This window comes from Roseobacter sp. GAI101, assembly GCF_000156335.1.
Classification (GTDB): domain Bacteria; phylum Pseudomonadota; class Alphaproteobacteria; order Rhodobacterales; family Rhodobacteraceae; genus Sulfitobacter.
The window spans coordinates 779,942-805,802 of the sequence record NZ_DS999213.1; the positions used below are offsets into that span (position 1 = coordinate 779,942).

Consider the following 25,861-nt stretch of genomic DNA (forward strand, 5'->3'; position numbering starts at 1 on the left):
TCCGGGTCATGCTCGAATTCAATGGTCGGGGATCAGCGGCGGTCTGCCAGCGCTTCCGCCAGCATTTTCAGCACCACGTCGCGCGGCACGTCGCCGGTTACAAAGGCGTCTCCGATGCTGCGGGCCAGAATAAAGCGCAATTCGCCATCCACGACCTTCTTGTCCTGTCCCATCAGGTCCAAAAGCGTTTCGGCACCGGGCAGATCGCCGTCGATGTCTTTCAGGTCCGTCTTCATGCCCATGGTTTTCAGATGTGCGCGCACACGGCTGGGGTCTTCCTGGGCGCACAGTCCCAGACGCGCGGATAATTCGAATGCCAGCGCACAACCGATTGCGACGCCTTCGCCGTGCAGCAGCCGGTTGGAATAGCCTGTCGCCGATTCCAGCGCATGGCAAAATGTGTGCCCGAGGTTGAGCAGTGCGCGTTCGCCCTGCTCTGTCTCGTCGCGCATCACGATATCGGCTTTCATCTGGACCGACCGGCGCACCGCTTCGACGCGTGCGGCCATGTCACCGGCGGCCAGGGCCGGGCCCTGATCTTCAAGCCAGTCAAAGAACCCGGCGTCGCCCAGCATGCCATATTTCACGACCTCGCCATAGCCAGCCAGAAAATCCCGTGCCTCAAGCGTGCCCAGAACGGCCGTGTCGGCCAAGACCAGAGACGGCTGGTGAAAAGCCCCGACAAGGTTCTTGCCTTGTGCCACGTTTATGCCGGTTTTGCCGCCGACCGAACTGTCGACCTGCGCCAGTAAGGACGTGGGAATCTGCACGAACCGCACGCCACGGCGCAAGATCGCGGCGGCAAACCCAACGAGGTCACCGATCACGCCGCCGCCCAAGGCCACGACCACATCGTTGCGCTCGACCTTCTGGTCCAACAACCAATCGACGCAGCGGGTTAGTTGCGCCCAGCATTTCGTCGCTTCTCCGGGGGGCAGGCTCAGAGCCTCAAGCGTGATGCCATCCGTGGCTAGGCCTGCGCGCAAAGCATCCAGATGCAGCGCTGCGACTGTCTCGTCACTGATCACCACGACACGAGGGCGGCGCAGCAAGGGGCCGATGTGGTGGCCCGCTTCGGCCAGCAGACCGGGACCGATCAGAATGTCATATTCACGCCCCGGCAGGGCGACATGGACTGTTTCACGCATCATTGTTCTCTAATACATCCGGTCGGGTCAGAAGCGTCTGGATCACCCGGTTCGCCATGGCTTCGATCGACACGGACGGTTTGCATGCCACTGAAAGATCGGCCAATTTATAGATCGGAACGCGGGCCTCGAATATCTCGGCAAGCGTGGCGCGCGGATCGGGCGTGCGCAGCAACGGCCGGGTCGCCCTGTGTCTGACACGGTTCCACAGCAGGTCCAGATCCGCATCAAGCCAGACTGACACGCCCTTGGTCGAGATGTTCGACCGGTTCACCTGCGCCAGAAACGCACCGCCACCGGTCGACAGGATTCCGGGTGCTTCGTCCAGCAGGCGCGCGATCACTTCGGATTCGCGTTTGCGAAAGAACGGCTCTCCGTCCCGCTCAAAGATTTCGGGCACGGTCAGGTTCGCCGCTGCTTCGATTTCGTGATCGCTGTCAAGGAACGGCACCCCGAGTTTCAGCGCCAGCGCGCGGCCGACTGCGGTCTTGCCAGCCCCCATCATACCGACCAGAACGACCGTCTTTTTAAGACGGTAATTGGTCGGGCTCGGGGCCTGATCGGTGGTGGTGTGCTCAAATCCGCTCATTTTTATCTGAATGACGTGATCTTACGGAAAAGGCCATATATAGATGAAGAAAATATGCGACTGAAAGCAGGCAGAACTTATGGGCAAACTGATCAAGTTTTTGATTTACCTTATGATCATCGGGTTTATCGGGCTTGCAATTTATGCATATGTGGGCCCGTTTTTCGGCGCACAATTTGCCCCGCCGCAGATTGAAATCCGCGAACCTGTCACGTTGGAAGGCCAATAATGCACGTGCTGCGGCATCTGGGGGTGCTGTGCCTTTTGGGCCTGCCCGGTCTGCCGCTTGCGCAATCCACGCAAGATGCGCCCCTGTCGGTGATTGACTGGCTCGGCGAAAAGCCAAGGGCGATTCCCGAAAACGTCACGCCGTCCAAACCGGCCGAAACGGCGGTGGCAACATCGGCCCTGCCGCCCGTGGTGACGGTCACGCCCCTGACCGAAGGCAGCCCGCGCGCCATCGGATTGGTGCCCGCATCGGTGACCGGTCTGCCGCAGGATATCTGGCAGGGCAGCGAGACTGCCACGATCACCCGGTTGATTGAGACCCTGCCCGATCTGCACCTGCCCGCAGCGCGGTCGTTGCTGTATACATTGCTGCTGGCCGAAGCGACGGCACCCCAGGCTACAGCCAAGCAAGGCGATCTGTTGGCACTGACCCGCGTCAAAGCCTTGATGGAGACCGGGGCGCTGGACCCGGCTTTGTCCCTGATTGAACAGGCCGGTGTTGCCACCTCTCCGGATCATTTCGGGTTGTGGATGCAGATCAGTCTGCTGTTGGGGATCGAGGATCGCGGTTGCCAGCTACTGACCCAGAAACCGTACCTATCATCGGATTACGGGGTGCGCATTCTATGTGCCGCGCGGGCGGGACAATGGGAAAACGCGGCGCTGACCCTTGGATCGGCGCAGGCGTTGGAACTGTTGCCGGCCCCGGAACTGGCGCTCTTGGACCGGTTCCTGAACCCTGATCTGTTCGAAGGCATGCCGCCGCTGCCCGCCCCGCGCAAGATGTCCCCCCTGAGTTTTCGGATGTTCGAGGCCATCGGAGAGCCGCTGCCGACCCACAACCTGCCACCCGCCTATGCGGTCGCTGACCTGCGCGACATCGCCGGTTGGAAAGCGCAGCTTGACGCCGCCGAACGGCTGACCCGAACCGGCGCGCTGCCCGACAACCGTTTTCTTGGGATCTACACCGCCCGCGAAGCCGCTGCATCGGGGGGCATCTGGGACCGCGTCGAGGCCCTGCAACGGTTCGACACCGCCATTGGCACAAAAAGCGTTGAAGCAATTGACAAAACCCTGCGTCCGGCATGGCGCGCAATGCAAGAGGCCGAACTCGAGGTCACCTTTGCGTCGCTTTATGCCGAGGCCTTGCAGAGGGTTGCCCTTGACGGGGCCAGCGCCGTGCTGCGCGACCGGATCCTGCTGCTGTCCCCGCTTTATGAAAGTGTCGCTTCGGGCGATGCGCTCAACGCTGAACTGGCGTTCATGATGGTCATTGCGCAGGGCGAAACCCCGACTGCCATCCCTGACATGCCCCATGCCGCCGGTATCGCCAGCGCGTTCACCAACCCGACCCCACGTGTGGCGCTGATCAACGCTGCGCAAAACGGCCAGCTTGGGGCCGCAATCCTCAACACGATTGCTCTGCTCGAAGAAGGCGCGCGCGGGGATACAGCCGCCCTGCGCGATGCCTTGTCCACCCTGCGCGCCTTGGGGCTTGAGGATGTTGCGCGCCGGGCCAGCCTGCAAGCGCTCTTGCTGGAGCGCGGGTGATGCAAAGCGACACCTACCACTGGATTTCCACATTTTTGGAGGCCCAGGCCGCCGAACTTGGTGCGTCGACCAACACCCAGCTGGCCTATGGGCGTGACCTGAAAGATTTTGACAGCTTTCTGGCAGGTCGACATCTGGATTTCGCCCGCGCCACCCGCGATGACGTCGAACGCTATCTGGTGTGGTGTGATGCCCAGGGGCTGGCCAAATCGACACGGGCGCGGCGCCTTTCCGCGATCAAGCAAATTTATCGCTTCGCCTTTGAGGAAAGCTGGCGCAGCGATAACCCCGCCATTCAGATTTCGGGGCCGGGACAGGATAAACGCCTGCCGAAAATTCTGTCCGAACATGAGGTTGACCGCCTGCTTGAAGCCGCGCGCGGGTCTGGCCGCAACCTGCATGAAAAACTGCGCAACACTTGCCTGATGGAGCTGTTATATGCGACCGGCATGCGGGTAAGCGAACTGGTCAGCCTGCCAGTCAGCGCTACACGTGGCGATCCGCGGCTTTTGCTGATCATGGGCAAGGGCAACAAGGAACGTCTGGTCCCCCTGTCCCCGCCTGCCCGCGTCGCTCTGACCGACTGGCTTATCGCCCGCGATCAGATTGACGCCGCCGCCCAGGCGAAAAAGCAACCGGCCTCGCGATTCCTGTTCCCCTCGCGCGGGGTCGCAGGCTATCTCACGCGCCATCGGTTCTATCTGATGATCAAGGAATTCGCCGTCGCTGGCGGTGTCGACCCGTCTAAGGTCACGCCCCATACCTTGCGCCACGCTTTTGCGACCCACCTGTTGGCCAACGGGGCCGACCTGCGTGCCATCCAGACCATGCTGGGCCACGCCGATGTTGCCACCACCGAAATCTACACTCATGTCCTTGAGGCGCGGCTGTCAGAGCTGGTGCTGGAAAATCACCCGCTGGCCAAAGCGGCGGCGCGTAAGTCCAAGGGCAGTACGTCCTCGGACGGCCAATAACCGGTTAGCAACGCCCGGTGATATCCTTGGGTCAGGCCGGCGCGCGTCATCGCGGCCACCGCACCCGCCACGTCATAGTCAAGCCGTTGAAACGTCACCGCGCCCTTGTCCAGAATTGCGTATCGCGTTTGGGGTGCCCCGTCATGGGGCGGCATACCGACGACGCCTGCATTGATCCAATCCCCCTTCGGGGTCGACGCGACAAACGGAATTCCACAATGCCCTGCGATGATCCCGTCTACCGGCCCGATGGCCGCTTCAACCGCAGACCATTCCTGCAGCAGCGCACCCGGTTCTGAACCGGGCCAGATAAACCGCGCAATTTCGGTCATTCCGCCATGGATCACAGCATACCGCTTGGCCCCCTGCTCAAAACTCAGCACATCCGGGATCTGGTTCATCCAGATCCGCTGATCCTGGCTTACCTGTGCCGACGCATAGGCAAACCACCCGGCCGACAGCAGATCGCAGGTCGTTCCGGTCTCGAACCCGCAACCGCAATCCTGGGCACCTGCCGCAAGCTGCTTTTCGCAGTTGCCGGCAACAACAGCGACCCCTGCGTCCCGAACCAAGGTCAGTGTCTCGCCCGGATCGCCACAATAGGCGACGATATCGCCGGTGCAGATTACGGATGAGGCCCGAATTTCACGCGCCTGCGCCACCTGCATCACGGCCCGGGTTGCCTGAAGATTGGAGTACGGCCCCCCGAACACCAACACGGGCCCTTCAAGCTGTCCCAAACTTAGGTGTTTCATCATGCTCTTTCCCTTGAATGAAACCGCGCGGACACCCATAAGAATATCAGCAATCGCATAAGGTATTTTCGCAAATGGACACGGCCCCCGCAATGCTTGACGGCGCTTTCTGGATCAGCAGCGGTATCATTTTCTGTCTTCTGGTGCTTTCTGGACTGTTTTCCGGCTCTGAAACCGCGCTCACGGCGGCATCACGCGGCAAGCTGCGCGCCCAGGCAGACAAGGGCTCCAAGGGTGCCGAACGCGCGCTCAAGATCACCGAGGATAACGAACGGCTGATCGGGTCTGTCCTGCTGGGCAACAACCTTGTGAACATTCTTGCAACCTCGCTGGCGACGGCCCTGTTCACGCGGTTGCTGGGCGAATCCGGTGTGGCGCTGGCGACGCTGGTGATGACATTGCTGGTGCTGATCTTCGCCGAGGTGCTTCCTAAAACCTATGCCATCACCAACGCCGAAACGGCTGCCGCCCTCGTGGCGCGCCCGATTTCGTTCATCGTGACGATTTTCAGCCCCATGGTTGCTGCCGTCCGCTTTCTGGTACGCGGCATCCTGCGCCTGTTCGGCGTAACGATCGACCCCGACAGCAACATCCTCGCTGTGCGCGAAGAGATCGACGGCGCGTTGCAACTTGGCCGCTCCGAAGGGCTGGTGGAAAAGGAAGACCGCGACCGTATTCTGGGTGCGCTAGATCTGCGCGAACGCATGGTGGAAGAGGTGATGCTCCACCGGTCGGGGATCGAGATGATCGATGCCGCTAATGACCCTTCCGAAATCCTCGAACAGATTCTCGAATCGAACCACACCCGCCTGCCCGTCTACCGTGACGATCCGGAAAACATCATCGGCGTGATCCACGCCAAGGACTTGCTGCGTGCGATGTACAAACGCATCGGAGATTCCGAGCGCGAAACGACCCCGCTCAAGGATTTCAAAATCGCCGATGTCGCGATGAAGCCCTATTTTGTGCCGGAAACCTCGACATTGGACGAACAGATGCGCCAGTTCTTGCGGCGGCGCACGCATTTCGCACTCGTGGTCGATGAATACGGCTCTTTGCAGGGCCTGATCACCCTCGAAGACATCCTCGAAGAAATCGTGGGCGAAATCACCGATGAATTCGACCCCGATGCGGATCACGGGGTGACCAAGGCCGAAGACGGCCAATATTTCGTCGACGGTGCCATGACCCTGCGCGACCTCAACCGCACGACGGAATGGGATCTGCCCGATGATGAAGCCAACACCGTCGCCGGTCTGGTCATCCACGAAGCACAGATGATCCCCACCCCTGGTCAGGTCTTTCTGTTCCACGGCTTCCGCTTCGAGGTGGTTGCCCGCGAAGGCAACCGGATCACCCAGCTCAAGATCCGACCCCTCTGATCCCTTCTCTGGCTCTTAAATATCCCGGGGGTCTGGGGGCTGGCCCCCAGTCCTGATTCGTCTGGCGGCTGCCGCCCCCTGACTGACGCATCACCCCCGCAGCCTGATCCCTTCCGGATCAAACGGAGCCGCCTCAAGCACGACCGCACCATGGGCGCGGCCCAAGACCATCACCTCGACGCGCTGCCCCGCTGCGATCCCCTTCACAAAGCCAAGGGCAAGGGACTGGCCCACGCTGTACCCATAGGCCCCAGAGGTGACGCGCCCGACACCGACGCCGTCCTTGAAGATCGGCTCGCCGCCCGTGGCATCTGCGTTTGACGCATCCGTCGCATCCGCATCCAGTGCCAGCACGACAAGCCTTTCGCGCGCAGGCTTCTCCAGCACATCCATTACTGCCGCCTTGTTCAGGAATTCCTTGTCCAGCTTGCACAGCCGGTCCAGCCCGACTTCCTGGGGCCAGTATTCGGGGCTATATTCGCGGCCCCATGATCCATATCCTTTCTCGATCCGCAGGGACATCAGCGCGCGCGATCCGACAGGTCCGGCCCCCAGATCGCGCCCGGCCTCAAGCAAGGCGGCATAAAGCTGCGGCTGATCTTCGGTGGCGCAGTGTAGCTCCCAACCCAGGTCACCGGTAAAGGACACGCGCAGGGCCAGCACACGGATGCCTGCCATTTCGACCCATTTCGATCGCATGAAGGGGAAATCAGCCGTTTCGAACGACGTGTTCGTCAGGCGCTGCAACATCTCGCGGGATTTGGGGCCCGCGACGTTAAAGCCGCACATGTCGACGGTCCGGCTTTCGAATATGGTGCCGTCGGGTAGCGGCAGCGCGTTAAAGAACCGCTGGTGATAGCGCTCTGCCATGCCCGATCCGATGATCCAGAACTCATCCTCGGCCATACGCGTCACGGTGAAATCGCCCGCAATCCCGCCGCGCACCCCGATCAGCGGCGTCAGGCAGGATCGCCCCACCGCCTTGGGCATCGTGTTGGCAAACAGGCTGTTCAGCCAATCTTCCGCGCCGGGCCCCGCACAGCGGTATTTTGCGAAATTGGAAATGTCGATGATGCCCGCCTTTTCGCGGAGCATCCGGCATTCCTCACCCACCGGACCCCACCAGTTTTGCCGGGTGAACCCGTCCGTATCCGCCGTGCCGGGCGTGTCGGCGAACCACAAGGGATGCTCCCAGCCATAGTTCAGCCCGAATACGGCCCCCATCTGTTTCTGGGTCTCGTAGACCGGGCGCGTGCGCACCGGACGGCCTGCGGCGCGTTCCTCGTTCGGGAAGTGAATTTTGAAGCGGTTGGCATATTGGTCGCGAACCCGCGCCTTGGTGAACGCCGCATCGGCCCAATCGCCGAACCGTGCCATATCCCAGGCGAACATGTCATAGCGGGATTCGCCGCTGACGATCCAGTCGGCGGCCAGAAGGCCCATACCGCCCGACTGGCTGAAGCCCGGAATGATCCCGTTGCAACAGAAATAGTTGCGCAGCTCCGTTGCGGGGCCAAACAGCACATTCGCATCGGGCGACCAGATCATCGGGCCGTTGATGACCCGTTTGATGCCAGCAGTCCCCACGGCGGGCACGCGGTCAATCGCGCGCATCATATTGGGTTCGATCCGTTCCAGATCATCGGCGAACAGTTCGTGCCCAAAGCCAAGCGGCGTCCCGCCCTCGGCCCAGAAGCGCAGGTCCTTTTCATAGGCCCCGACCAACAGCCCCTTGCCTTCCTGACGCAGGTAGTATTCGCCGTCACGATCCGCGACCGACGGCAGGCGGCGGTCAAGACCTGCAATCTCTGGTATGGTTTCGGTGACGAAATACTGATGTTCCGTTGGTTGCAGGGGCAAGGTCAGCCCCGCCATCGCCGCAACCTCGCGGCCCCATAACCCGGCGGCGTTCACGATCCATTGCGTTGCGATGTCGCCTTTGTCTGTGCGCACGATCCACGACCCGTCCGGCTGCTGTTCGGTCCCGGTGACAGGGCAAAAGCGGATGATCTCGGCCCCGTTCTGCCGTGCCCCTGCGGCATAGGCATTTGTCACACCGGACGGGTCGACATTGCCGCCCGAGGGTTCGAACATGATGCAGCGGATGCCGTCATAATCGACAAGCGGGTGCAACCGCTCGGCCTCGTCGCGGGTGACTTCGTGAAAGTTCAGCCCGTAGTATTTTGCCTTGGCGGCTTGCAGGCGCAGCTGATGTTCACGTGCTTCGGTCTGGGCCAGATACAGGCTGCCGGGCTGGAATACGCCGCAGCTTTGGCCGGTCTCGGCCTCGAGCGCGTTGTACAGATCCATCGTGTAATTCTGGATCCGCGCGATGTTGTTGTTGTCATGCAGCCCGTGGATATTGGCTGCCGCGTGCCAGGTTGACCCCGATGTTAGCTCTGACCGCTCCAGCAGCACCACATCGGTCCAGCCCAGTTTGGTCAGATGATACAGGATGGAGCAGCCGATAACGCCGCCCCCGATCACGACGGCTTGGGCATGGGTGCGCATGGTTCGGTTTCCGCTGACAATTTACATTGCCCCAAGTCTGGCCTGCGCAATCGGCCGCTGGTTGCCGAAAACCGACAGAAACGGTCGCCATCAAGACAAGGCTGGCAAATTGGCGCGGCTGACCTGTTGTTCCTTCAATGTCTCGCGCACCTGTTTGGAGGCGCTGGACAAAAGCTGATCGCGGTCAGGTTCGAAAACGATCACGGACAGCGCGCGGCTCAGGTGTTTCTCGGCAGCATCGCGGGCAGCCTTGCACAACCCCTTGTCAGGATGGTGCATCAACCCGCTAAGCGTCGCCTGCAGCCTTTGTTGAACTTCGACAACCGTCACGCCATCGCGGGCCAATGCGCCAAAGGCATCCTGGATAAGATCAGCCGGATCAAGGGGTTCGACGAAGATATGATCCAGAACCTCATCGCGATCCCGCGCGACTTCATCCTCGTAATCGGTCAGGATGCGTCCGATCCGGTTGATCACATCGATCGCCGTGCCGGGATCGTTGACCCCCGGTGACAGCGCTTTCGAAGCGACCTCTCCCATGACGATCAGGCCAAAGCGTGGGTCTTGGTCAAAGCTGCGGACATCGCCCAGAATGATGCTGCTATTGATGCCTGCGCGCAGGCTGTCATCATCATGTTCATCGTCCACGGGGTCACCGATCTGGTCGATCTTGACCAAAGGTTCGTTGATGAAAACGAAGGCACCGATATTGCGCAGCAGATAGATGTTCACGCCGTGATTTTTCGCGACCGCATTCAGCGCTTCGGGATGTATATGCCTGATATAACCGCTTTCGGTTGACTTGATCGCCTCTGCACTGTCGGGAATGGGGTCGATCAGCGGGTTCGCCCCAAGGCAGGGATTGTCCAGGCGTTCACGGAACATCTGGCGGGTTTCTTCCTCGACCTGGCGCGAGGTGTCGATCAGGCTGCCAAAGCTTTGCAGATGCAGGACCCAGCGGACCAGATAGAACACGATCAGCACAAGCACCAGAACAGTGGTGATGAACAGGACAAAGGCGCGTTTGTCGTCGAACACGCCCAATTCGCGCATGATGATCGCGATCAGCGCATAGACATAGGCCCCGATGAACACGGCCAGCGTGTTTTGTGTGGTCAAATCCTGAATGATCAACCGATGGACCCGCGGTGTCCATTGCGTCGAGGTGCTGCGATACACCGACACCATGACGCTCAGCGAAAAGGTGGTGACAGCCAGCATGGCGTTGGCAATGATGGACAACAGCCGGTCTGCGGCTTCGCCAGTCAGGGTCGTGCCCAGCTTTTCCGGAATCCAGTGTTCTATAAAGGAGCTTAGGGCAACCGCGACCACGGCGAGCATCCCCATGATCACCACCCTGACCGATAGTTTGCGGCTGTAATACCGTGCTTTGCGGATCAGGGTTGAGGGAATGAAAAGATCATATGTCATAGCAGGGTTATCTAGTGGCCCCCATACCTTTGTCCAGAAAGGATTTGCCCCCTGCGCGATCAGGATCAAGGTCCATATCCGACATATCCTGTCGCTGGCCAACATGCCTTGATGCGGGTCCCTTGCGACGATCCCGAAAGCCAGCCAATTTGGAGATGTTTTGATGAAAACCACCACGCGCGCATTGGTCATCGGGGGCGGCGTTGTCGGCGCGTCGGTGCTGTATCACCTTACCAAACTGGGGTGGAAAGACGTGATGCTGGTGGAACGGTCTGAATTGACATCGGGGTCGACATGGCATGCTGCGGGCGGCTTTCATACGCTGAATGGCGATACGAACATGGCCGCTCTTCAGGGCTATACCATCCGCCTGTACAAGGAGCTTGAAGAGATAACCGGCATGTCCTGCGGCCTGCATCACGTGGGTGGCGTGACCTTGGCCGATACGCCGGAACGCTTTGACATGCTGCTGGCAGAGCGCGCCAAGCACCGCTTCATGGTGCTGGACACCGAAATCGTCGGACCAGAGGAAATCGCCAAGATCGCTCCGATCACCAACCTCGAGGGCATAATTGGCGGGCTTTATGATCCGCTCGACGGCCATCTTGACCCGTCGGGCACGACCCACGCCTATGCCAAGGCCGCGCGCATGGGCGGTGCCACGATCGAAATCCATTGCATGGTGCGCGAGACCAACCAGCGCCCCGATGGGACCTGGGATGTCGTCACCGACAAGGGCACGATCCACACCGAACATCTGATCAACGCGGGCGGTCTGTGGGCACGTGAAGTCGGGGCGATGGCGGGAGTTTATTTCCCCCTGCACCCGATGGAACACCAGTATATCGTCACCGACGACATCCCCGAAATTTACGAACGCGACGCCGAGCACCCGCATGTGATGGACCCCGCCGGCGAAAGTTATCTGCGGCAGGAAGGACGCGGGCTTTGCATCGGGTTCTACGAGCAATCCGCCCGCCCTTGGGCGGTCGACGGGACGCCATGGGGGTTCGGGCATGAACTGTTGCCAGATGACTTTGACAAGATCGAACAAAGCATTGATTTCGCTTACAAACGCTTTCCGGTGCTGGCGACTGCCGGGGTCAAATCCGTCATCCACGGACCGTTCACTTTTGCGCCTGACGGCAATCCGCTGGTTGGACCTGTGCCCGGTGTCCGCAACTATTGGTCGGCCTGTGGCGTGATGGCGGGGTTCTCTCAGGGGGGCGGCGTCGGGCTGACGCTGGCGCAGTGGATGGTCGAAGGCGAACCCGAACGGGACGTGATGGCGATGGATGTGGCACGGTTCGGCGACTGGATCAGCCCCGGCTACACCCTGCCCAAGGTGATCGAGAATTATCAAAAGCGGTTTTCAGTGTCCTACCCAAACGAGGAACTGCCAGCGGCACGCCCGCACCGCACCACGCCGATGTACGATATTTTCAGTAACATGGGCGCAGTCTGGGGCCAGCAATACGGGCTTGAGGTGCCGAACTACTTTGCCACGGACGATGAGCCGACCTTCGAGACCCCATCCTTTCGCCGGTCTGATGCGTTCGGTGCCGTTGCACGCGAAGTCGCGGGCGTGCGGGACAGCGTCGGCATCAACGAGGTGCAGAACTTCGGGAAATATCTGGTCACGGGCGCGGATGCACGGGTCTGGCTTGACCGGATCATGGCGGGGCGCGTGCCGCAGCAGGGTCGCATGTCACTGACCCCGATGCTGTCCGAGAAGGGCAAGTTGATCGGTGATTTCACCATGTCCTGTCTGGACGAGGACCGCTTTCAACTGACGGCATCTTACGGTGCGCAGGCCTTTCACATGCGTTGGTTCACCCAGCATTTACAAGGCGATGTGCGGGTCGAGAATATCTCGGACAGACGTACCGGCTTCCAGATCGCGGGGCCGAATGCGGCAAAGGTTTTGCAGGCTTGCACCCGCGCTGACGTCAGCAAGATCAAGTTCCTGGACGTCAGCCAGATGACCGTCGGCATGGCAAATTGCCTGATCCAGCGCGTCAGCTATACCGGCGATCTTGGGTTCGAAATCTACTGCGACCCGATGGATCAACGCAGCCTTTGGGCGACGCTTTGGGACGCGGGCAAAGCCTTTGACATGGTGCCCTTCGGGATGCGCGCGATGATGTCCTTGCGGCTGGACAAGTTCTTCGGCAGCTGGATGTCTGAATTTTCGCCAGATTACACCGCCGCTGAAACCGGGCTGGACCGGTTCATCAGCTTCAAGAAAGAAACTGATTTCATTGGCCGCTCTGCCGCCGAGGCCGAGCATGCCACCGGACCCGCCCGCCTGCTTTGTGCGTTCGAGGTGGATAGCATCGACGCCGATGTGCATGGTTATGAGCCGATCTGGCATGACGGTCAGGTGGTGGGGTTTTGCACGTCGGGCGGTTATTCGCATTTCGCGGGGAAATCCATCGCCCTTGGGTTCGTTCCAACCGGCAGTGCGCGTGACGGACTTCGGGTCGAGATCGAGATTTTGGGCAAGATGTGCCCTGCCCGTTTGATCACGATGCCGCTGTTCGACGCGGAAGGCACGCGGATGCGCGGGTGATCTTACGGTTCATGTTTAAACAGATTAATCTAGGCGCATGGATATCTTGAATATACCGATCATTCTACTTGCTGCCGGGCAATCCTCGCGGATGCGGGGGCGCGACAAGCTGTTGGAAATGGTAGACGGTCAGCCGTTATTGCGCCGTCAGGCAGAGATGGCATTGTCTGTGACAGACGGGCCGGTGTTGGTGGCCTTGCCTGTCGCACCGCACCCCCGATACGACGCGATTGCGGGGCTGGCGGTTGCGCAGGTCCCCGTTCCTGATGCGGATGAGGGGATGAACGCGTCATTACGGCGGTGTTTTGCCGCGCTGCCACAGGGCGCAGAAGCGGCCATGTTGCTGTTGGCGGATCTGCCGGAGCTGACTTCGGATGACCTTAGGAAGGTCCTGCAAGCCATTGACATTGCTTCGGATAATTCTATTTGGCGCGGTGCTACGGCAAGCGGAAAGCCGGGGCACCCGACCGTCTTTGCGGCCAAGCATTTCGGGAAGTTTGCCAGCCTCACGGGTGACATTGGCGGGCGGGATATCGTTTCATCCGCAAAAGATGAAACCGTGCTTGTCCCGTTGCCAGATGATCACGCGCGGCGGGATCTGGATACGCCAGAGGACTGGGCTGCCTGGCGCGCCGAAAACCCGCATCGTTAGATAAGCTTTACCCCGCAACCATTTGATTAATTGGCAAAACGGGGCAGTTTCCTGCCCCGTTTTGGTTTGCACGAACAAGGTTACCCTCGTGCAACAGCTGCATATGTCGTGGCGTACACCCTGCACGCATCCTGTTCGCCCGAGGCGTTTACCTCGTGAGAAGTTTCGCCTCGTGCTTTTTCAGAGTCCGGCGGGCAGATGTATATCCGTCCACACCTTCGCGCGTTGCCAGTTCCGGGAAGAGTTCCAGGATTTCCGTACGCTGCGCATTGCCAATCCCGGCCAAGCTCAGATCGCCGGGCTGGAAGCTTTCTGTCCATGTGCCATCAGACAGGATCACCTCGTGCTGATCAAACATTATGTGGATGTAAGTCGTGCCCGAAACTTCCACGATATCAACGCCTTCCAGACCGGTCAGGTGCTTGGCTGCGACCAGAACTTCACGCTCTTCGAAGTAAAGCGCAGTTTTGTCGTTGGCCACCAGAACGCGGTGGTTGGGGCTGACCATCATGTCCCGCTCTGGCAGGTTGTTTCCCAATGCACCCTTGCGGATCAGGACCGGCTGCAGATGCGCGCTGCGGGCAAGCTCTGCTCCGCTCATCTCGCGGGCACCGACCCAACGCACTTCCTGGATGCCGTTGTCACGGGTGATGACGCGATCACCGACCTCAAGCTCTTCTACCTTGCGTTCGCCTTTCGGCGTCGCGATCAGGGTTCCGGGCGTAAAGCAGGGGATGATCGCTTCAATGTTGGTGAAATCCAAACGTCCCGTGTCGTTTCCGGCGGCATCCGTAAAGACGATGGTACCGTCAAAACCGTCATTCCGGCTGTCCCCGTCGATCGTGTCACCGGGATCATTATCCGGGGTGATGTTTTCAAGACGGTACCCGCCCCCGTTCAGCGAACCGGTCAGGTCGATGACGTCATAGTCGCTTGGGTCGGAACCGCTGCCACCGTCGATGGTATCGCCACCGTTGACATCGAGGAACGTGTCCTCTCCGTCATCGCCGCGCATGCTGTCATTGCCAGCGCCACCGCGGATGGTGTCGTTGTTCCCGCCCCCCTGGATGGTGTCGTCGCCGTCACCCCCCGTCAGGTCGTCGTCGCCAAAGCCACCCAGCAGGCTGTCGTTGCCAATACCGCCATCGACTGTGTCGTTATCCTCGCCGCCGTCGATGGTATCATTACCCTCACCGCCGAACAGGCTGTCGTTACCGCGCACGCCGCTGATTGAATCGTCGCCATCGCCACCGTCTACGGTGTCATTGTCGCCCGCTGCAAAGATCGTGTCGTTGCCGTCACCGCCGAGGATGCTGTCGTTGCCAAAGCCACCCGCAATGGAGTCGTCGCCGTCACCACCGTCGATGGTGTCGTCGCCTTGACCGCCATCGATCGTGTCATTGCCGGCACCGCCCTGCACGCTGTCGTTGTCATTGCCCGCGAAGATGGAGTCGTTGCCATCGCCGCCGTCAATCTCGTCTTCGCCTTGCGCACCGATGATGGTGTCGTCGCCCTGACCGCCAAGGATGGTGTCATTGCCCATGCCGCCATCCAGGCTGTCATCGTCAATGCCGCCGTCGATATAGTCGTTGTCGGCCCCGCCAAAGATGGTGTCGTCATCGTCTTCACCATATAGAACGTCGTCCCCGGCACCGCCTTCGATCAGATCCTTGCCGTTGTTGGGCTGCGGATCGGTCGCGTCAATGACTTCATCCGTGACGCCAGCGATGCCTTCCGGACCGAAGCCGCCCCAGATCGTGTCGTTGCCATCGTCGCCCTTAAGCGTGTCGGAACCATGGCTGCCGATGATGCTGTCATTTCCGTCGCCACCGCTTACGACGTCGTCGTCGATACCGGCGTTGATGGAATCATCGCCCGTCCCGCCAAAGATCGTGTCGGCATCGTCGCCCGTCCGGATCGTGTCATTTCCGGCACCGCCATCGACAAAGTCACGGCCGTCGTCCTTGTTGGGATCACCGGTCCCGAAGAACGGGTTTGCCGTCACGGCACCGGTCAGCGGGTTGGTGACTGTCGGCTGGTCGTTCTGGTAATCCGAGAATGTATCGGTACCGGCGATGATCGAGTCATTGCCGTCGTTGCCGAAAATGCTGTCGGCCCCTTGGACATCGGTGATGGTGTCGTCGCCATCACCCCCCCATGATGGTGTCGTTGTCGATCCCGCCTTCGATCACGTCGTCACCGATCCCGCCGTCGATCAGGTCAGCGTCGTCGCCGCCATCAATCGTGTCGTTGCCAGCGCCGCCATTGATCGTGTCCTTGTTGTCGTCGGGGTTCGGATCCTGATCGAAAGGTGTCGTGATCAGCGGCAGGTCAGCATCAGGAACACCTGTGACACCCGGGGTGTCGCCTGTGATCTTGTCGTCGCCATCACCCCCATCAAGGGAGTCGCTTCCGCTACCGCCGACCAGCGTGTCGTTATCCGCACCGCCAACAAGCGTGTCGTCGCCGGATTCCCCATAGAGGATGTCATTGCCAGCCTCGCCGTTCAGCACATCGTCGCCCGTGCCGCCATAGACTGTATCGTCGCCGTCGCGTGCGAAGACCGTGTCATTGCCGCCGCCTGCCTGCACGACGTCACCGTCGGTGCCGATGGGTGTGCCGTTCACGACCTGATCAGGACGGTCGATCAGGTCACCCTCGGGATCGCCGGTGTAGTTTTCGTCGATCAGGTTACCTGTCGCGTCACCGGACACGATGCCATCCAGTTCGGGCATTTCCGTGCCCAGAATGTTTTCGATTTCGGTAAAGGTGAAGGTGCCCGTCGGATTGCCGGAGGTGTCGAACAGCGTCACCGTCCCGTTCTGGCCGTTTCCGTTGCTGTCCGGTGTCAGATCGCTGAGCCGGAAGTTCAGGCCGCGCAGGTCCAGTGTATCCGTATCCGTGTTGAGGCCCGCATCGGGATCAAACCCGCCTGCGCCACCGTCAACGACATCGCCAATCGTGCCGCCCACAATCGTATCCTGGTCTGCGCCGCCGCTGATGATGTCAGCGCCTTCGCCGCCGGTCAGCAAATCGCTTCCGTCGCCGCCGATCAGCGTGTCGTTGTCGATCCCGCCGTCTAGCGTGTCGTTGCCTGCGCCGCCGTCGATGAAATCAGCGCCCTCTTCGCCCATGATATGGTCGTTGCCAAAGCCTGCATCGCCGCCGACGTCGACCTTTTCGGGTGCATCGAAGTAGACGTCCGTGATGTTGATCCCGGCGTCGTTGCCGACAGACAAATTTTGGACCTTGGTGTGCGTGATTTCAAGGTAATCGACGGGTCCCGCGATATTGACCAAGGCCGAGTGGTAAGGGTCTGTATCCGCACCATTTCCCCCGCCGCTGAGCAGCGTTTCATTGCCGCCGACACCATCAAGGTTTTGCGCGTTGATGCCGCCGCCTGTCGATACGTCGATCGGCGTGCGTGTGCCGTCTGGACCAACCGCGACGATGACGACTTTTGACGCATTGTCGATGTCGTTAATGCGGAAGCTGACGTTCGTCACCGCAGACGAGAAATCAAGCTTGTAGGTCGCGCGTTCGCCGTCTTCGTTGGCAAGGGACGCCAGAGAGCTGTAAGGGTTTGTGGCTTCGCTGTCGCCAGTGATCGAATGGACCTTCTGCTGGTCCGTGGAGAAGGTCGTCTCGGGTGTTTTTGACGTATTGGTGACCGAGAATGTTACATCGACATTGCCGGTATCCTGGGTGAAACCGCCGGACAGATTGTCGTTGTTGTCGACGGCGGTGCTGTCGCTGGGATCGGGGGCCTTGTCCCATTCAAAGCTTTCGCGGACCGTGCCGCCTGTCGGAGTCGAGGGGGCCGCAACATTGTTGTCGCCGAACAGCGTGTCATTGCCTGACCCGCCCGTGATGACGTCATCGCCATTATTCCCTTCGATGTAATCATCGCCGGTCCCGCCATCGATGGTGTCGTTCCCACCTTCGCCGAAGATGGTGTCATTGCCCGCATCCCCCAAGAGCAGGTCATCGCCACCGACAACACCCGCCACTAGTTCGCCGGTCGGGGCGTCATAGTACATTTCGGTGACGTTGATGCCCGAGTTGTTGTACCCGTCCTGCGTATGGGACAGGACGATACGGCTGACTGGCCCCGGAATGTCGACGTTCAGGTTATAGGCAGACGAATTCACGGCGGCATCGCCACCCTTGCTGTCTGCCGTATCGGCACCGGCCACCAGATCGGTGTCCTTGAGGGTCAGACCGGACCCGCCGGTCAGGTTTACGGCGATCGCATTTCCGTTGATGTCAAAGGCCGTGATTTTGACCAGGCCGTCATTGTCGATATCATTCACGTTGAACGACACATTCGACACCGGTGCAGAGAAATCCCACTGGAATTCGCCGACGTTGCCCGCACCATGGGTGGTGGACTTGAGCGAGCTGTCATTATCGACCGGATCCCCGTTCGACACGATACCGTCGGTGTTCAGCAGCTCTCCGCCTGCTTCGGACTGGTGGTTACCGGTATCGACCGTGCGTGCATAGGTCACGGTGACGTTGCCGGTGTCTTGGGTGAACCCGTTGTCAATCTGGTCGCCGCTGACGCCTTCCCATTCGAAATTCTCGCGCACGGTCGCCGATTGGGCCCCATGGTCGCCAAAGATGATGTCGTCACCCTCGCCGCCCTCAAGCGTGTCGTTCCCTGCCACGGTGTCGTCGGCGATCACGGATGCGGGGTTGTCGAAATAAACATCTGTGACGTTTACGCCCGAGTTGCTGGAGGTCGTCGCGGTGTGAATGAATTCGATCCGGGAAACCGGCCCGTCAATTGACACGTTCACCGAATATTTGGATCCCGCAGCATTTTCATCACCGCCAAGGCTTTTGGCCGTATCGACCCCGAACATACCATCCGAGTCGATCAGGTTTACGCCCGACCCGCCGGTCAGATCGACGTCGATCAGGTTGCCGGCTGCGTCATAGGCCATGACCTTGACCTGACCACCGTTATCGATGTCGTTGATGTTGAACGACACATTGCCAACCGCATCGTCGAAACGCAGTTCAAAGGCCGTGTGGCCCGAATTGTTGGCAAGTGAATCGAACGCACTGTTCTGGTTGATCGCGCTGCCGTCACCGTCGATCCCGGAAACATTCTGCTGGTCTTCGGTGTATTGCTGATACGCGCCGTTATACGGAGAAAACGACTTCAGCTCGAACATGACGTTGACGGTGCCCGTGTTCTGAACAAAGCCCGCCTTGAGGTTGTCATCTTCGTCGATCGAGGTGCCGTTGCCGCTGGGGTCCGGCGCTTTGGACCATTCAAAGCTTTCGCGCCCGCCCGACGCCGTCCCCGACACGATCCCGTCACCGATCAAAAGATCATTGCCGTCCTGGCCAAGGATACTGTCATCACCCGAACCGCCAAGCACAGAGTCGTTCCCGGCCCCTGCCAGCACAGTATCGTTCCCGCCAAGTGCTGCTATGACGTCGTCGTTCGATCCCACATTCCCAAAAACGGCATCAAACGCGTCAACCAGATCACCATCAGGGTCGCCCAAGTATCCAACGTTGATCAGGTCACCATCGCGGGTCCCTTCGACGATCCCGTCCGAGCCCGCAACCGATGTGGTTGACGTTGTCGTTGTCGTGCTGGTCTTTGATCCGAAAAAAAGACTGCTCAGGCTGTCGAGGAAAAGTGTCATGTCGGTCGTCTCCAAAATCTGTTCAGGCGCGTTAGGACTGATCCGTCCGCCTCATATCTGTAATAAGCCCGTTCAAGGGCGAAGCTGGTCAGTCGAAACGGCCCTGTATGCCGCTGGAAATATCGTGGCGCGATGCCGCAAAGGGTACCGCGCCGGTGTTCTCGTTAAAATTGTGCGCGACCGTGGTGAGCCGCGCGAAAAATGGCTCTGATCGAAAGTTGATGACAGAGGGAGTAATTTTCATTTGTGGCAACAACCCGGTCACAAAGCGGCGCTTCGAAGAAGAATCGTTAACGCAATGATTGATGGGACCAGCCGAAGGACTGCCCGATCGCGCTGGATGCCGGTCGATGACACTCTTGTACCTAACCACGTTCTTCTCCTTGCTCCGCCAACTGACGGGCTGCCCTAAAGCAGCAAACGAACAACCCCGAAAAAACGCTGGTGGCACACGACGACACGCACCAAATTCGGACCGCTCTGAGGAGAAGTTAGGCCGCAAAAGACCCGTCACAGCGAATGGCAGTTCGCTTGTGTTGTATTCGACAGCTTACAGTGCAGCGAACACACGTTCCCCGTACAAAACGTACGCGTTCAATGCGGTCGCCCCCGTGACCTACAGACTTTGCCCCCCAGTTGGGCATCTCATTGATATCTTGGCCGAAGGGTTACAGAAAGAGAAATCTTAAAGCGAAATCCCGGCGTCATGGTGGATGGGAATTCACGACAACCAGAGTGAATTTGGTAATCTCTAGCATAGATTGTAAATTGTTTCCCGTTCCGAAATTTGGGAAAACGTGATTTTTCAGAAAAATAAGGGCAATTCGAACGAAGCGGATTGGAATTCGTCAATCGAACCCGCTTTATTGTTTCCAAATCGAAAGAAATGCCTGAGGCGAGACGTGATCGACAAACGCCTTTCACGCTTTTAGCACACTAATTTGTGTTGGAACCAATTCGGCCAATAATTTAGCATTTAATCAAATTTGTGCAAAAAGATGCCACAATCTGAACGAATCAAAACCTTGATTGATTCGGAGCGCTAATGTGACTGCCGTGACTGGTTTATCAGCTTATAGTTGCATTGGCGGTCATTGTATTGATCAGAGGTGCCATGTGCGCGCCTAATGGTGTGTCGCTGATCACGGCGGAATTGGTTAATCACTGAAACTCCGGTCTGACCCGCTGAACTTCTGTCGCCCGTCTCACCTTAGATACGCGCGCGACCCGCTCTAATAACTCCAAACCAGTTGGCCCTAGAGCTTCCGCAGGAAGTTGGACACTTGTCCGATGCCTCTCGAGTGTCCGGAAATTATGAGAACCTTAAGGACTGTTGTTCTAAGCACCTGAAAAAGAGGAACGTGCTTGTGAAAATATCAAAGGTCTGTCTCGTTATCTTGCTTGCCGTCGGGTCGATCGGGATCGTCAAATATCTGCATGAATCCGTAATATCCCTGCAAGATTATAAGATGGTCCAAAGCTTGGAAGCACTGGCAAGGTCAACAACGACGTGGTCGGATGCGACAGTCGCGCTTTCATTGGAACGGAGCGTGACGCAAGTCGCCTTGTCGGTCGCAGGTCCCGCACCGGCGGCGTTTAGAAATATCATCCGCGATCAGCGTTCACTTTCCGACAGCACGTTCCAAGAGGCACTGGCCGAGTTGGACGGGATCGACTTTGAAACGAAAGATCAGTTCATCGAAAGAGCGGAAGACTATCATCAAACCATCAAGAAGCTGCGCAGCGAGGTCGATGCGATGCTTGCCGTAGAAATAACGGACCGGCCAAGAGACAGGGCGCAAGACCTCCCCTACGAACTGAAGGCCAATATTTCGGGTCTGAAGTCGCTGTCGAACCTTTTGGTCATCGAAAACAGCCTGACATCCTCGACCGTTGCAGGCCTGACAATGATCGAAAGCGCCGCTTGGGAGATCAGGGAGTTCGGTGGCAGAGCCCGAACCTATTATGCAATCGCAACCTTGCACGGCACCCCTGTTCCGCCTGACCTCAAAAAACTTATCGAAGCAGACAGTGCGCGCGCGGTTCAAGCTTGGGAAACTCTTCAAGCTCAGGTTGAAGTTGTTGATCTGGATCAGGATTTTTCGCAAAGGATCGATACTGCCGGGGAGAGGTATTTTGGGACCTACCTGCCCGTTCTTGAACGCTTGGATGCCGTAATGGCCGGGGTGTCGAAGGGCGCGCAAGTTGCCTATCCCGTCACATTCGATGAATTTTTCAAGTTATCAAACAAAGCCTTGGACGATATGGCGAAGATCTCTCAAGATGCCGGAATGCAGGTCCGGCTTTATTGGGAAGGCGATCGGCAAAGCCATCTTTATACCTTGCTTTTCAACGCAGGTTTGATGATCCTCGATATCTTGTTGGTATGTGCTGCGGTTTATTTCGTTGCGACGCGCCTGGCCAACCGTATTGCCTATGCTTCTCAGGCTATTGAGGCGGTTACAAAAGGCGATCTGAATCAAGAGATTGATGAACGCGAGAATGACCTGCTTGAAATTAGAAACCTCACCTCAAGCCTGAAAAAACTGATTGCCTCAGCGCGCGAGGCGCGGAAATTGTCGGCTACACTGGATGATGTCGAAGCGCAGGCCAAAGAGCGGCTTCAGATGGAAAAAGAACGCGAGGAGCGTCGGGCCAGCGAAGCAGAAGCCGCCCACGACCGTGAGATGATTGCCGCGCAGGAGAAAAAGCGGCTTGCTGCCTTTACAGGGTTTCAAGCCGATATGGAAAACGTATTGGGACAGGCCGCATCCGGGGACTTCTCCAACCGGATTTCAGATGACACGCAAGATCAAAGTCTTGCAAGCCTTGCCATGGTGATCAACCGACTTCTGGACATGATCGAGACGAATATCGCTGATGTCGTTGTCAGTATTGATGCGCTCTCTCAGGGGAACCTGGGTGTGCGGATAGAGGGAGAACGTCAGGGGTCATTTTTACAGCTTCAAGAAGACTTCAATGCCGCGCTTTCGACATTGTCGCAGTCGATGTCTCGGATAATGCAAAACGGCCAGAACGTTGCTGCAACCTCAAGCGAACTAGAGGCGACATCGCGAAGTATGGCCAAACGGGCAGAAGACAGCGCTGCGGCCATTCAACAGACATCTGCGGCAGCGGAGGATATCGCGACAAGCATCCGCCAGGTTGTCGAAAATGCCAAGACTGCCGATGTCGCAACACGCAAGGTTCGGGACAGCGCGGATCAAACCAAAAAGGTCTCCGACGAGACTGAGGCATCCATGCACGCTATGACTGAGGCATCGACACAAATTAACCGCGTGGTCAAAGTGATCGAGGACATTGCGTTCCAAATCAACTTGCTTGCACTGAACGCGGGCGTAGAAGCCGCCCGTGCCGGTGAGGCTGGTCGCGGCTTTTCGGTCGTGGCCTCCGAGGTGCGTGCACTTGCGCAAAGATCGCAAGATGCCGTGCGTGAAATCAGCGAAGTTATTGAACAAAATAACCGAAGCGTCGAAGCTGGCGTGGAGCAAGTCGAACTGTCCCGAAATGCACTTCAGGGCATTATTTCCGATGTAGAAGTGGCATCAAGCCAGATTTCTGACATCGCAAAGGCGGTCGAACAACAGTCCCATGGCATCGAAGAGGTAACGCGCGCGGTTCGCTCGATCGACAGTGTGTCGCAAACGAATGCTGCCGCATTGGAAGGGATGACCGCATCGAGCGTGGCGATGAACGATGAGGCTAAATCCCTCAGCTCGGCTTTGGGTCAATTTCACGGTGTCGAAGTGCTCCCTGTCATTAAAAAAGCTGGCAAAGTAATACCAATGGCCAAAAGCAACCAAGGGCCTTCCCCACAGGGCCAACCAAAATCATCGCCAGTTGCGCGAAAAAACACAGCTCGCAATGATGACTGGGCAGAGTTCTGATCGAGGAATGCGAGATATACTTGCCGCAAATCTAGATAATCATCATGGATGCGCCAATATCTGGCATGTCCATATGTATTATAAGCGCCACCGTCATCCCGAATGGAAAGAAGGCGGGACGGAATATCCAACTCCTATTTCACGCACCAATCCTAGGGCATTGCTTTCAGCAACACGTTTGAAAACTCGCCAATTTCTTAACTGTTCGAGTGTCGGTGCCTATCATGTTTATCGCCTCTGAGTGAATACGGCGACCCGGTTACTTGGCGAGATCGTTAAAAAGAAGATGCGCGCTTTTGTATGCGATGCAATCCACCTACTCGATGGCTGAGATCTAATCAGCCCAATGGAAACCAAACCGTCCGTCCGTCATCCGGTCAGTGTCCGTTACATTCAAAGTCTAACGAAGACAGCAACTCAATGTTGGTGTGCGCAGAGAAACGCATCTCTACGACCAAGGTATGGGCATCTTTAATCAACTTATCCAAGTCACCTCTATAAATCACATTAGCCATACCAGCAGGCGCAAAATGACCGCGTGGTGGATATGGATTTGTGAAGGGGAATGCCGCACCCTGCGCATGCTGCAGATTTAGGTCATCTGCAGTGCGTTTATTTTCCGATCTAGACAACTATCCGCAACCAATCGGTCAAGCCGATAACGGTTGGTGAGTAAATCAATAATGCTGTGTTCATTAGGCGGAATTGTGGACCAAAACATCTAAGTCATTATATTTAAAAATAAATGACTTAGATGTTATTTGGTACCCAAGGCCGGACTCGAACCGGCACGCCTCGCGGCGGGGGATTTTGAATCCCCTGCGTCTACCATTCCGCCACTCGGGCCACGTCGTTCTGTTACCGTGCAATTGTCGGGGCGGCAAGGGGAAATTTGAGGCTTTCTCTTGACCCTGCCCTTTTGTCATGGTGTTGCAAGTTAACGAATTTGCCATAGCGGAGCCTTGGCCATGATCAGACGGTTTTATGATTGGGTTATTGGTCTCGCGCACCACCGCCACGCCTTGTGGGTGTTGGCTATCGTCGCATTTGTCGAAAGCTCGGTTTTCCCGATCCCGCCTGATGTGCTGATGATTCCGATGATCCTGGCCCGACCAAGCCGCGCGTGGTTAATTGCGGGCGTCGCGCTGATTGCCTCCGTGCTGGGCGGGCTTTTGGGATATGCCATCGGGGCCTTGGCATTCGAATCTCTCGGGGCACCTATCCTGGCCGCAATGGGCAAAGCCGATGCAATGGCGGAATTTTCAACGCGCTTTAACGACTTTGGCTTTTGGGCCGTTCTGGTCGCCGGAATAACTCCATTTCCCTACAAGGTGATCACGATCATGTCCGGGTGGACTGGCATGCCGCTGGTCACCTTCATTGCCACATCAATTCTGGCCCGCGCGCTGCGTTTCTTTATTGTCGCTGCATTGCTGTGGAAATTTGGTCCACCGATCCGCGAATTCATCGAAAAGCGCTTGCCATTGGTCTTTACCGCCTGTGTCATTTTGCTCTTGGGCGGTTTCTTTTTCGTGAGGTACATTTGATGTCGCGTAACATTTACGTTCTGCTTGCAACCCTGGGCTCTGCCGCGTTGCTCTTGGGGGCGTTCGGGTTCCAGCATTTGGGTGGCATGGCACCTTGCAAGTTGTGCCTGTGGCAGCGCTGGCCCCATGGCGCGGCGATTATCATCGGTCTGGTTATTCTGGGCGGCGGTGCCCGAATGCTGGCATGGTTTGGTGCTGTTGCCACCGCAATCACCGGGGGTATCGGGGTATATCATGCCGGGGTCGAGTGGAAGTGGTGGCCCGGTCCATCTTCTTGCACCGGTGGCGGCATGGATCTTGGCGCGCTCAGCGGAAGCGACCTCTTGTCAATGGACGCACCGTCTGGCCTCGTCATGTGTGACGAGATTGTCTGGCAGATGCTTGGCCTGTCAATGGCAGGCTGGAATGCGCTGATCAGTGCCGTGCTGCTTTGCCTTTGGGTGGCCGCGGCACGCAGCAAAGCCTAACCCAGACGGGCACCCTGCCCCGATTTTCTGGTTTTCAGCAGCAGGCTGGTTTCGCTGGCAACGACACCTTCCATGCGTCGGATCCGGGCCAGAACCTCGTCAAAGTCTTCCAGCGTCGCGGCCCCGATTTCAACGATCACGTCCCACCGCCCGTTCGTGGAATGCACCGCCCGCAGCTGTGCCATCTTGGTCAAGGTGCGGGTGATACGCTCTGTTCCGCTGCCTTCAATTTCGATCATCATCAGACCCCTGACGGGATCGGCCAGAACATCTGACCGGGTAACAACGGTAAACCCGATGATCTCTCCACTGGCACGCAACTTTGCCAGCCGCGCGCGCACCGTCGTGCGTGAGAGATTTAAGCTTGTCGCCAGATCTGATAAAGACTGGCGTGCATCCTGCCGTAGCGCAGCAATCAGGGCTTCGTCCGAACTGGTCATTTTCACATTCCTTTTCGGCTAAATACTATCCGTTTCGGTC

At 58.2% G+C, this 25,861-nt stretch carries 17 protein-coding genes and 1 tRNA gene; 9 read left to right on the forward strand and 9 right to left on the reverse strand.

What is annotated here, in order from left to right:
• Window positions 1–32: 32 nt before the first annotated feature.
• Window positions 33–1,148 (reverse strand): 3-dehydroquinate synthase, encoded by a 1,116-nt coding sequence (aroB, locus tag RGAI101_RS03660; RefSeq protein WP_008227742.1) that lies wholly within the window; start codon window positions 1,146–1,148, stop codon window positions 33–35.
• Complete coding sequence (locus RGAI101_RS03665; RefSeq protein ID WP_008228126.1) at window positions 1,141–1,737, reverse strand: shikimate kinase; 597 nt, start codon at window positions 1,735–1,737, stop codon at window positions 1,141–1,143. Before RGAI101_RS03665 ends, aroB begins: the two co-directional genes overlap by 8 nt.
• A 79-nt stretch (window positions 1,738–1,816) precedes the next feature.
• Here RGAI101_RS03665 and RGAI101_RS22085 point away from each other — a divergent pair, with 79 nt between their 5' ends.
• Genes RGAI101_RS22085 through RGAI101_RS03675 form a run of 3 tightly spaced genes read left to right on the forward strand, consistent with a single transcriptional unit; the run spans window position 1,817 to window position 4,490 of the window.
• Window positions 1,817–1,966 (forward strand): hypothetical protein, encoded by a 150-nt coding sequence (locus tag RGAI101_RS22085; RefSeq protein ID WP_008225633.1) that lies wholly within the window; start codon window positions 1,817–1,819, stop codon window positions 1,964–1,966.
• Window positions 1,966–3,516 (forward strand): hypothetical protein, encoded by a 1,551-nt coding sequence (locus tag RGAI101_RS03670; RefSeq protein ID WP_008225675.1) that lies wholly within the window; start codon window positions 1,966–1,968, stop codon window positions 3,514–3,516. The genes RGAI101_RS22085 and RGAI101_RS03670 overlap by 1 nt, the downstream gene beginning before the upstream one ends.
• Window positions 3,516–4,490, forward strand: a complete 975-nt coding sequence (locus tag RGAI101_RS03675) for a site-specific tyrosine recombinase XerD (protein WP_008229028.1) — start codon at window positions 3,516–3,518, stop codon at window positions 4,488–4,490. Before RGAI101_RS03670 ends, RGAI101_RS03675 begins: the two co-directional genes overlap by 1 nt.
• Here the strand turns inward: RGAI101_RS03675 and RGAI101_RS03680 are convergent.
• Entirely contained in the window at window positions 4,427–5,245 is an 819-nt protein-coding gene (locus RGAI101_RS03680; protein ID WP_037228975.1) for a metallophosphoesterase family protein, read from the reverse strand. The two genes, RGAI101_RS03675 and RGAI101_RS03680, sit on opposite strands and share 64 nt — an antisense overlap.
• Before the next feature lie 74 nt (window positions 5,246–5,319).
• On the opposite strand from RGAI101_RS03680, the gene RGAI101_RS03685 reads away from it, so the two are divergent.
• A complete protein-coding gene (locus RGAI101_RS03685) occupies window positions 5,320–6,627 on the forward strand; it encodes an HlyC/CorC family transporter (protein ID WP_008229255.1) in 1,308 nt (435 codons plus the stop codon).
• A 90-nt stretch (window positions 6,628–6,717) separates the two neighbouring features.
• On the opposite strand, the gene RGAI101_RS03690 is transcribed toward RGAI101_RS03685, so the two are convergent.
• Both RGAI101_RS03690 and RGAI101_RS03695 read right to left on the reverse strand, forming a co-directional pair.
• Complete coding sequence (locus RGAI101_RS03690) at window positions 6,718–9,138, reverse strand: GcvT family protein (RefSeq protein WP_008226415.1); 2,421 nt, start codon at window positions 9,136–9,138, stop codon at window positions 6,718–6,720.
• Between the two features lie 90 nt (window positions 9,139–9,228).
• On the reverse strand, window positions 9,229–10,569 hold the full coding sequence (locus RGAI101_RS03695; RefSeq protein ID WP_008226656.1) for a DUF2254 domain-containing protein: 1,341 nt from the start codon (window positions 10,567–10,569) through the stop codon (window positions 9,229–9,231).
• Window positions 10,570–10,732: 163 nt separating this feature from the next.
• Between RGAI101_RS03695 and RGAI101_RS03700 the strand changes: the two genes are divergently transcribed.
• Together RGAI101_RS03700 and RGAI101_RS03705 are read left to right on the forward strand one after the other, a co-directional pair.
• Window positions 10,733–13,141 carry a GcvT family protein gene (locus RGAI101_RS03700; protein WP_008225968.1) on the forward strand — a complete coding sequence of 803 codons (2,409 nt, stop codon included), beginning with the start codon at window positions 10,733–10,735 and terminating at the stop codon, window positions 13,139–13,141.
• A 37-nt stretch (window positions 13,142–13,178) separates the two neighbouring features.
• Entirely contained in the window at window positions 13,179–13,793 is a 615-nt protein-coding gene (locus tag RGAI101_RS03705) for a nucleotidyltransferase family protein (protein ID WP_008225308.1), read from the forward strand.
• A gap of 148 nt (window positions 13,794–13,941) precedes the next feature.
• Here RGAI101_RS03705 and RGAI101_RS22090 read toward each other — a convergent pair whose 3' ends face one another.
• On the reverse strand, window positions 13,942–15,798 hold the full coding sequence (locus RGAI101_RS22090) for a Hint domain-containing protein (RefSeq protein WP_008225665.1): 1,857 nt from the start codon (window positions 15,796–15,798) through the stop codon (window positions 13,942–13,944).
• Between the two features lie 142 nt (window positions 15,799–15,940).
• Window positions 15,941–19,459 (reverse strand): calcium-binding protein, encoded by a 3,519-nt coding sequence (locus RGAI101_RS22545; RefSeq protein WP_198133671.1) that lies wholly within the window; start codon window positions 19,457–19,459, stop codon window positions 15,941–15,943.
• A 1,367-nt stretch (window positions 19,460–20,826) separates the two neighbouring features.
• Between RGAI101_RS22545 and RGAI101_RS21175 the strand changes: the two genes are divergently transcribed.
• Window positions 20,827–23,367, forward strand: coding sequence for a methyl-accepting chemotaxis protein (locus RGAI101_RS21175; RefSeq protein ID WP_254655239.1), 2,541 nt, complete (start codon window positions 20,827–20,829; stop codon window positions 23,365–23,367).
• A 762-nt stretch (window positions 23,368–24,129) separates the two neighbouring features.
• Here RGAI101_RS21175 and RGAI101_RS03725 read toward each other — a convergent pair.
• Window positions 24,130–24,213 (reverse strand) — tRNA-Leu (locus RGAI101_RS03725).
• A gap of 122 nt (window positions 24,214–24,335) precedes the next feature.
• Between RGAI101_RS03725 and RGAI101_RS03730 the strand changes: the two genes are divergently transcribed.
• Together RGAI101_RS03730 and RGAI101_RS03735 are read left to right on the forward strand one after the other, a co-directional pair.
• Window positions 24,336–24,914 carry a YqaA family protein gene (locus tag RGAI101_RS03730; protein ID WP_037227297.1) on the forward strand — a complete coding sequence of 193 codons (579 nt, stop codon included), beginning with the start codon at window positions 24,336–24,338 and terminating at the stop codon, window positions 24,912–24,914.
• A complete protein-coding gene (locus tag RGAI101_RS03735) occupies window positions 24,914–25,381 on the forward strand; it encodes a disulfide bond formation protein B (RefSeq protein ID WP_008227836.1) in 468 nt (155 codons plus the stop codon). Before RGAI101_RS03730 ends, RGAI101_RS03735 begins: the two co-directional genes overlap by 1 nt.
• Here the strand turns inward: RGAI101_RS03735 and RGAI101_RS03740 are convergent.
• Entirely contained in the window at window positions 25,378–25,821 is a 444-nt protein-coding gene (locus RGAI101_RS03740) for an Lrp/AsnC family transcriptional regulator (RefSeq protein WP_037227299.1), read from the reverse strand. The genes RGAI101_RS03735 and RGAI101_RS03740 overlap by 4 nt on opposite strands.
• Window positions 25,822–25,861: the final 40 nt, after the last annotated feature.

Coding starts and splice junctions, on each gene's coding strand:
- aroB (WP_008227742.1), bottom strand. CDS start 1,148: ATGCGTGAAACAGTCCATGTCGCCCTGCCGGGGCGTGAATATGACATT.
- RGAI101_RS03665 (WP_008228126.1), bottom strand. CDS start 1,737: ATGAGCGGATTTGAGCACACCACCACCGATCAGGCCCCGAGCCCGACC.
- RGAI101_RS22085 (WP_008225633.1), top strand. CDS start 1,817: ATGGGCAAACTGATCAAGTTTTTGATTTACCTTATGATCATCGGGTTT.
- RGAI101_RS03670 (WP_008225675.1), top strand. CDS start 1,966: ATGCACGTGCTGCGGCATCTGGGGGTGCTGTGCCTTTTGGGCCTGCCC.
- RGAI101_RS03675 (WP_008229028.1), top strand. CDS start 3,516: ATGCAAAGCGACACCTACCACTGGATTTCCACATTTTTGGAGGCCCAG.
- RGAI101_RS03680 (WP_037228975.1), bottom strand. CDS start 5,245: ATGAAACACCTAAGTTTGGGACAGCTTGAAGGGCCCGTGTTGGTGTTC.
- RGAI101_RS03685 (WP_008229255.1), top strand. CDS start 5,320: ATGGACACGGCCCCCGCAATGCTTGACGGCGCTTTCTGGATCAGCAGC.
- RGAI101_RS03690 (WP_008226415.1), bottom strand. CDS start 9,138: ATGCGCACCCATGCCCAAGCCGTCGTGATCGGGGGCGGCGTTATCGGC.
- RGAI101_RS03695 (WP_008226656.1), bottom strand. CDS start 10,569: ATGACATATGATCTTTTCATTCCCTCAACCCTGATCCGCAAAGCACGG.
- RGAI101_RS03700 (WP_008225968.1), top strand. CDS start 10,733: ATGAAAACCACCACGCGCGCATTGGTCATCGGGGGCGGCGTTGTCGGC.
- RGAI101_RS03705 (WP_008225308.1), top strand. CDS start 13,179: ATGGATATCTTGAATATACCGATCATTCTACTTGCTGCCGGGCAATCC.
- RGAI101_RS22545 (WP_198133671.1), bottom strand. CDS start 19,459: ATGACACTTTTCCTCGACAGCCTGAGCAGTCTTTTTTTCGGATCAAAG.
- RGAI101_RS03730 (WP_037227297.1), top strand. CDS start 24,336: ATGATCAGACGGTTTTATGATTGGGTTATTGGTCTCGCGCACCACCGC.
- RGAI101_RS03735 (WP_008227836.1), top strand. CDS start 24,914: ATGTCGCGTAACATTTACGTTCTGCTTGCAACCCTGGGCTCTGCCGCG.
- RGAI101_RS03740 (WP_037227299.1), bottom strand. CDS start 25,821: ATGACCAGTTCGGACGAAGCCCTGATTGCTGCGCTACGGCAGGATGCA.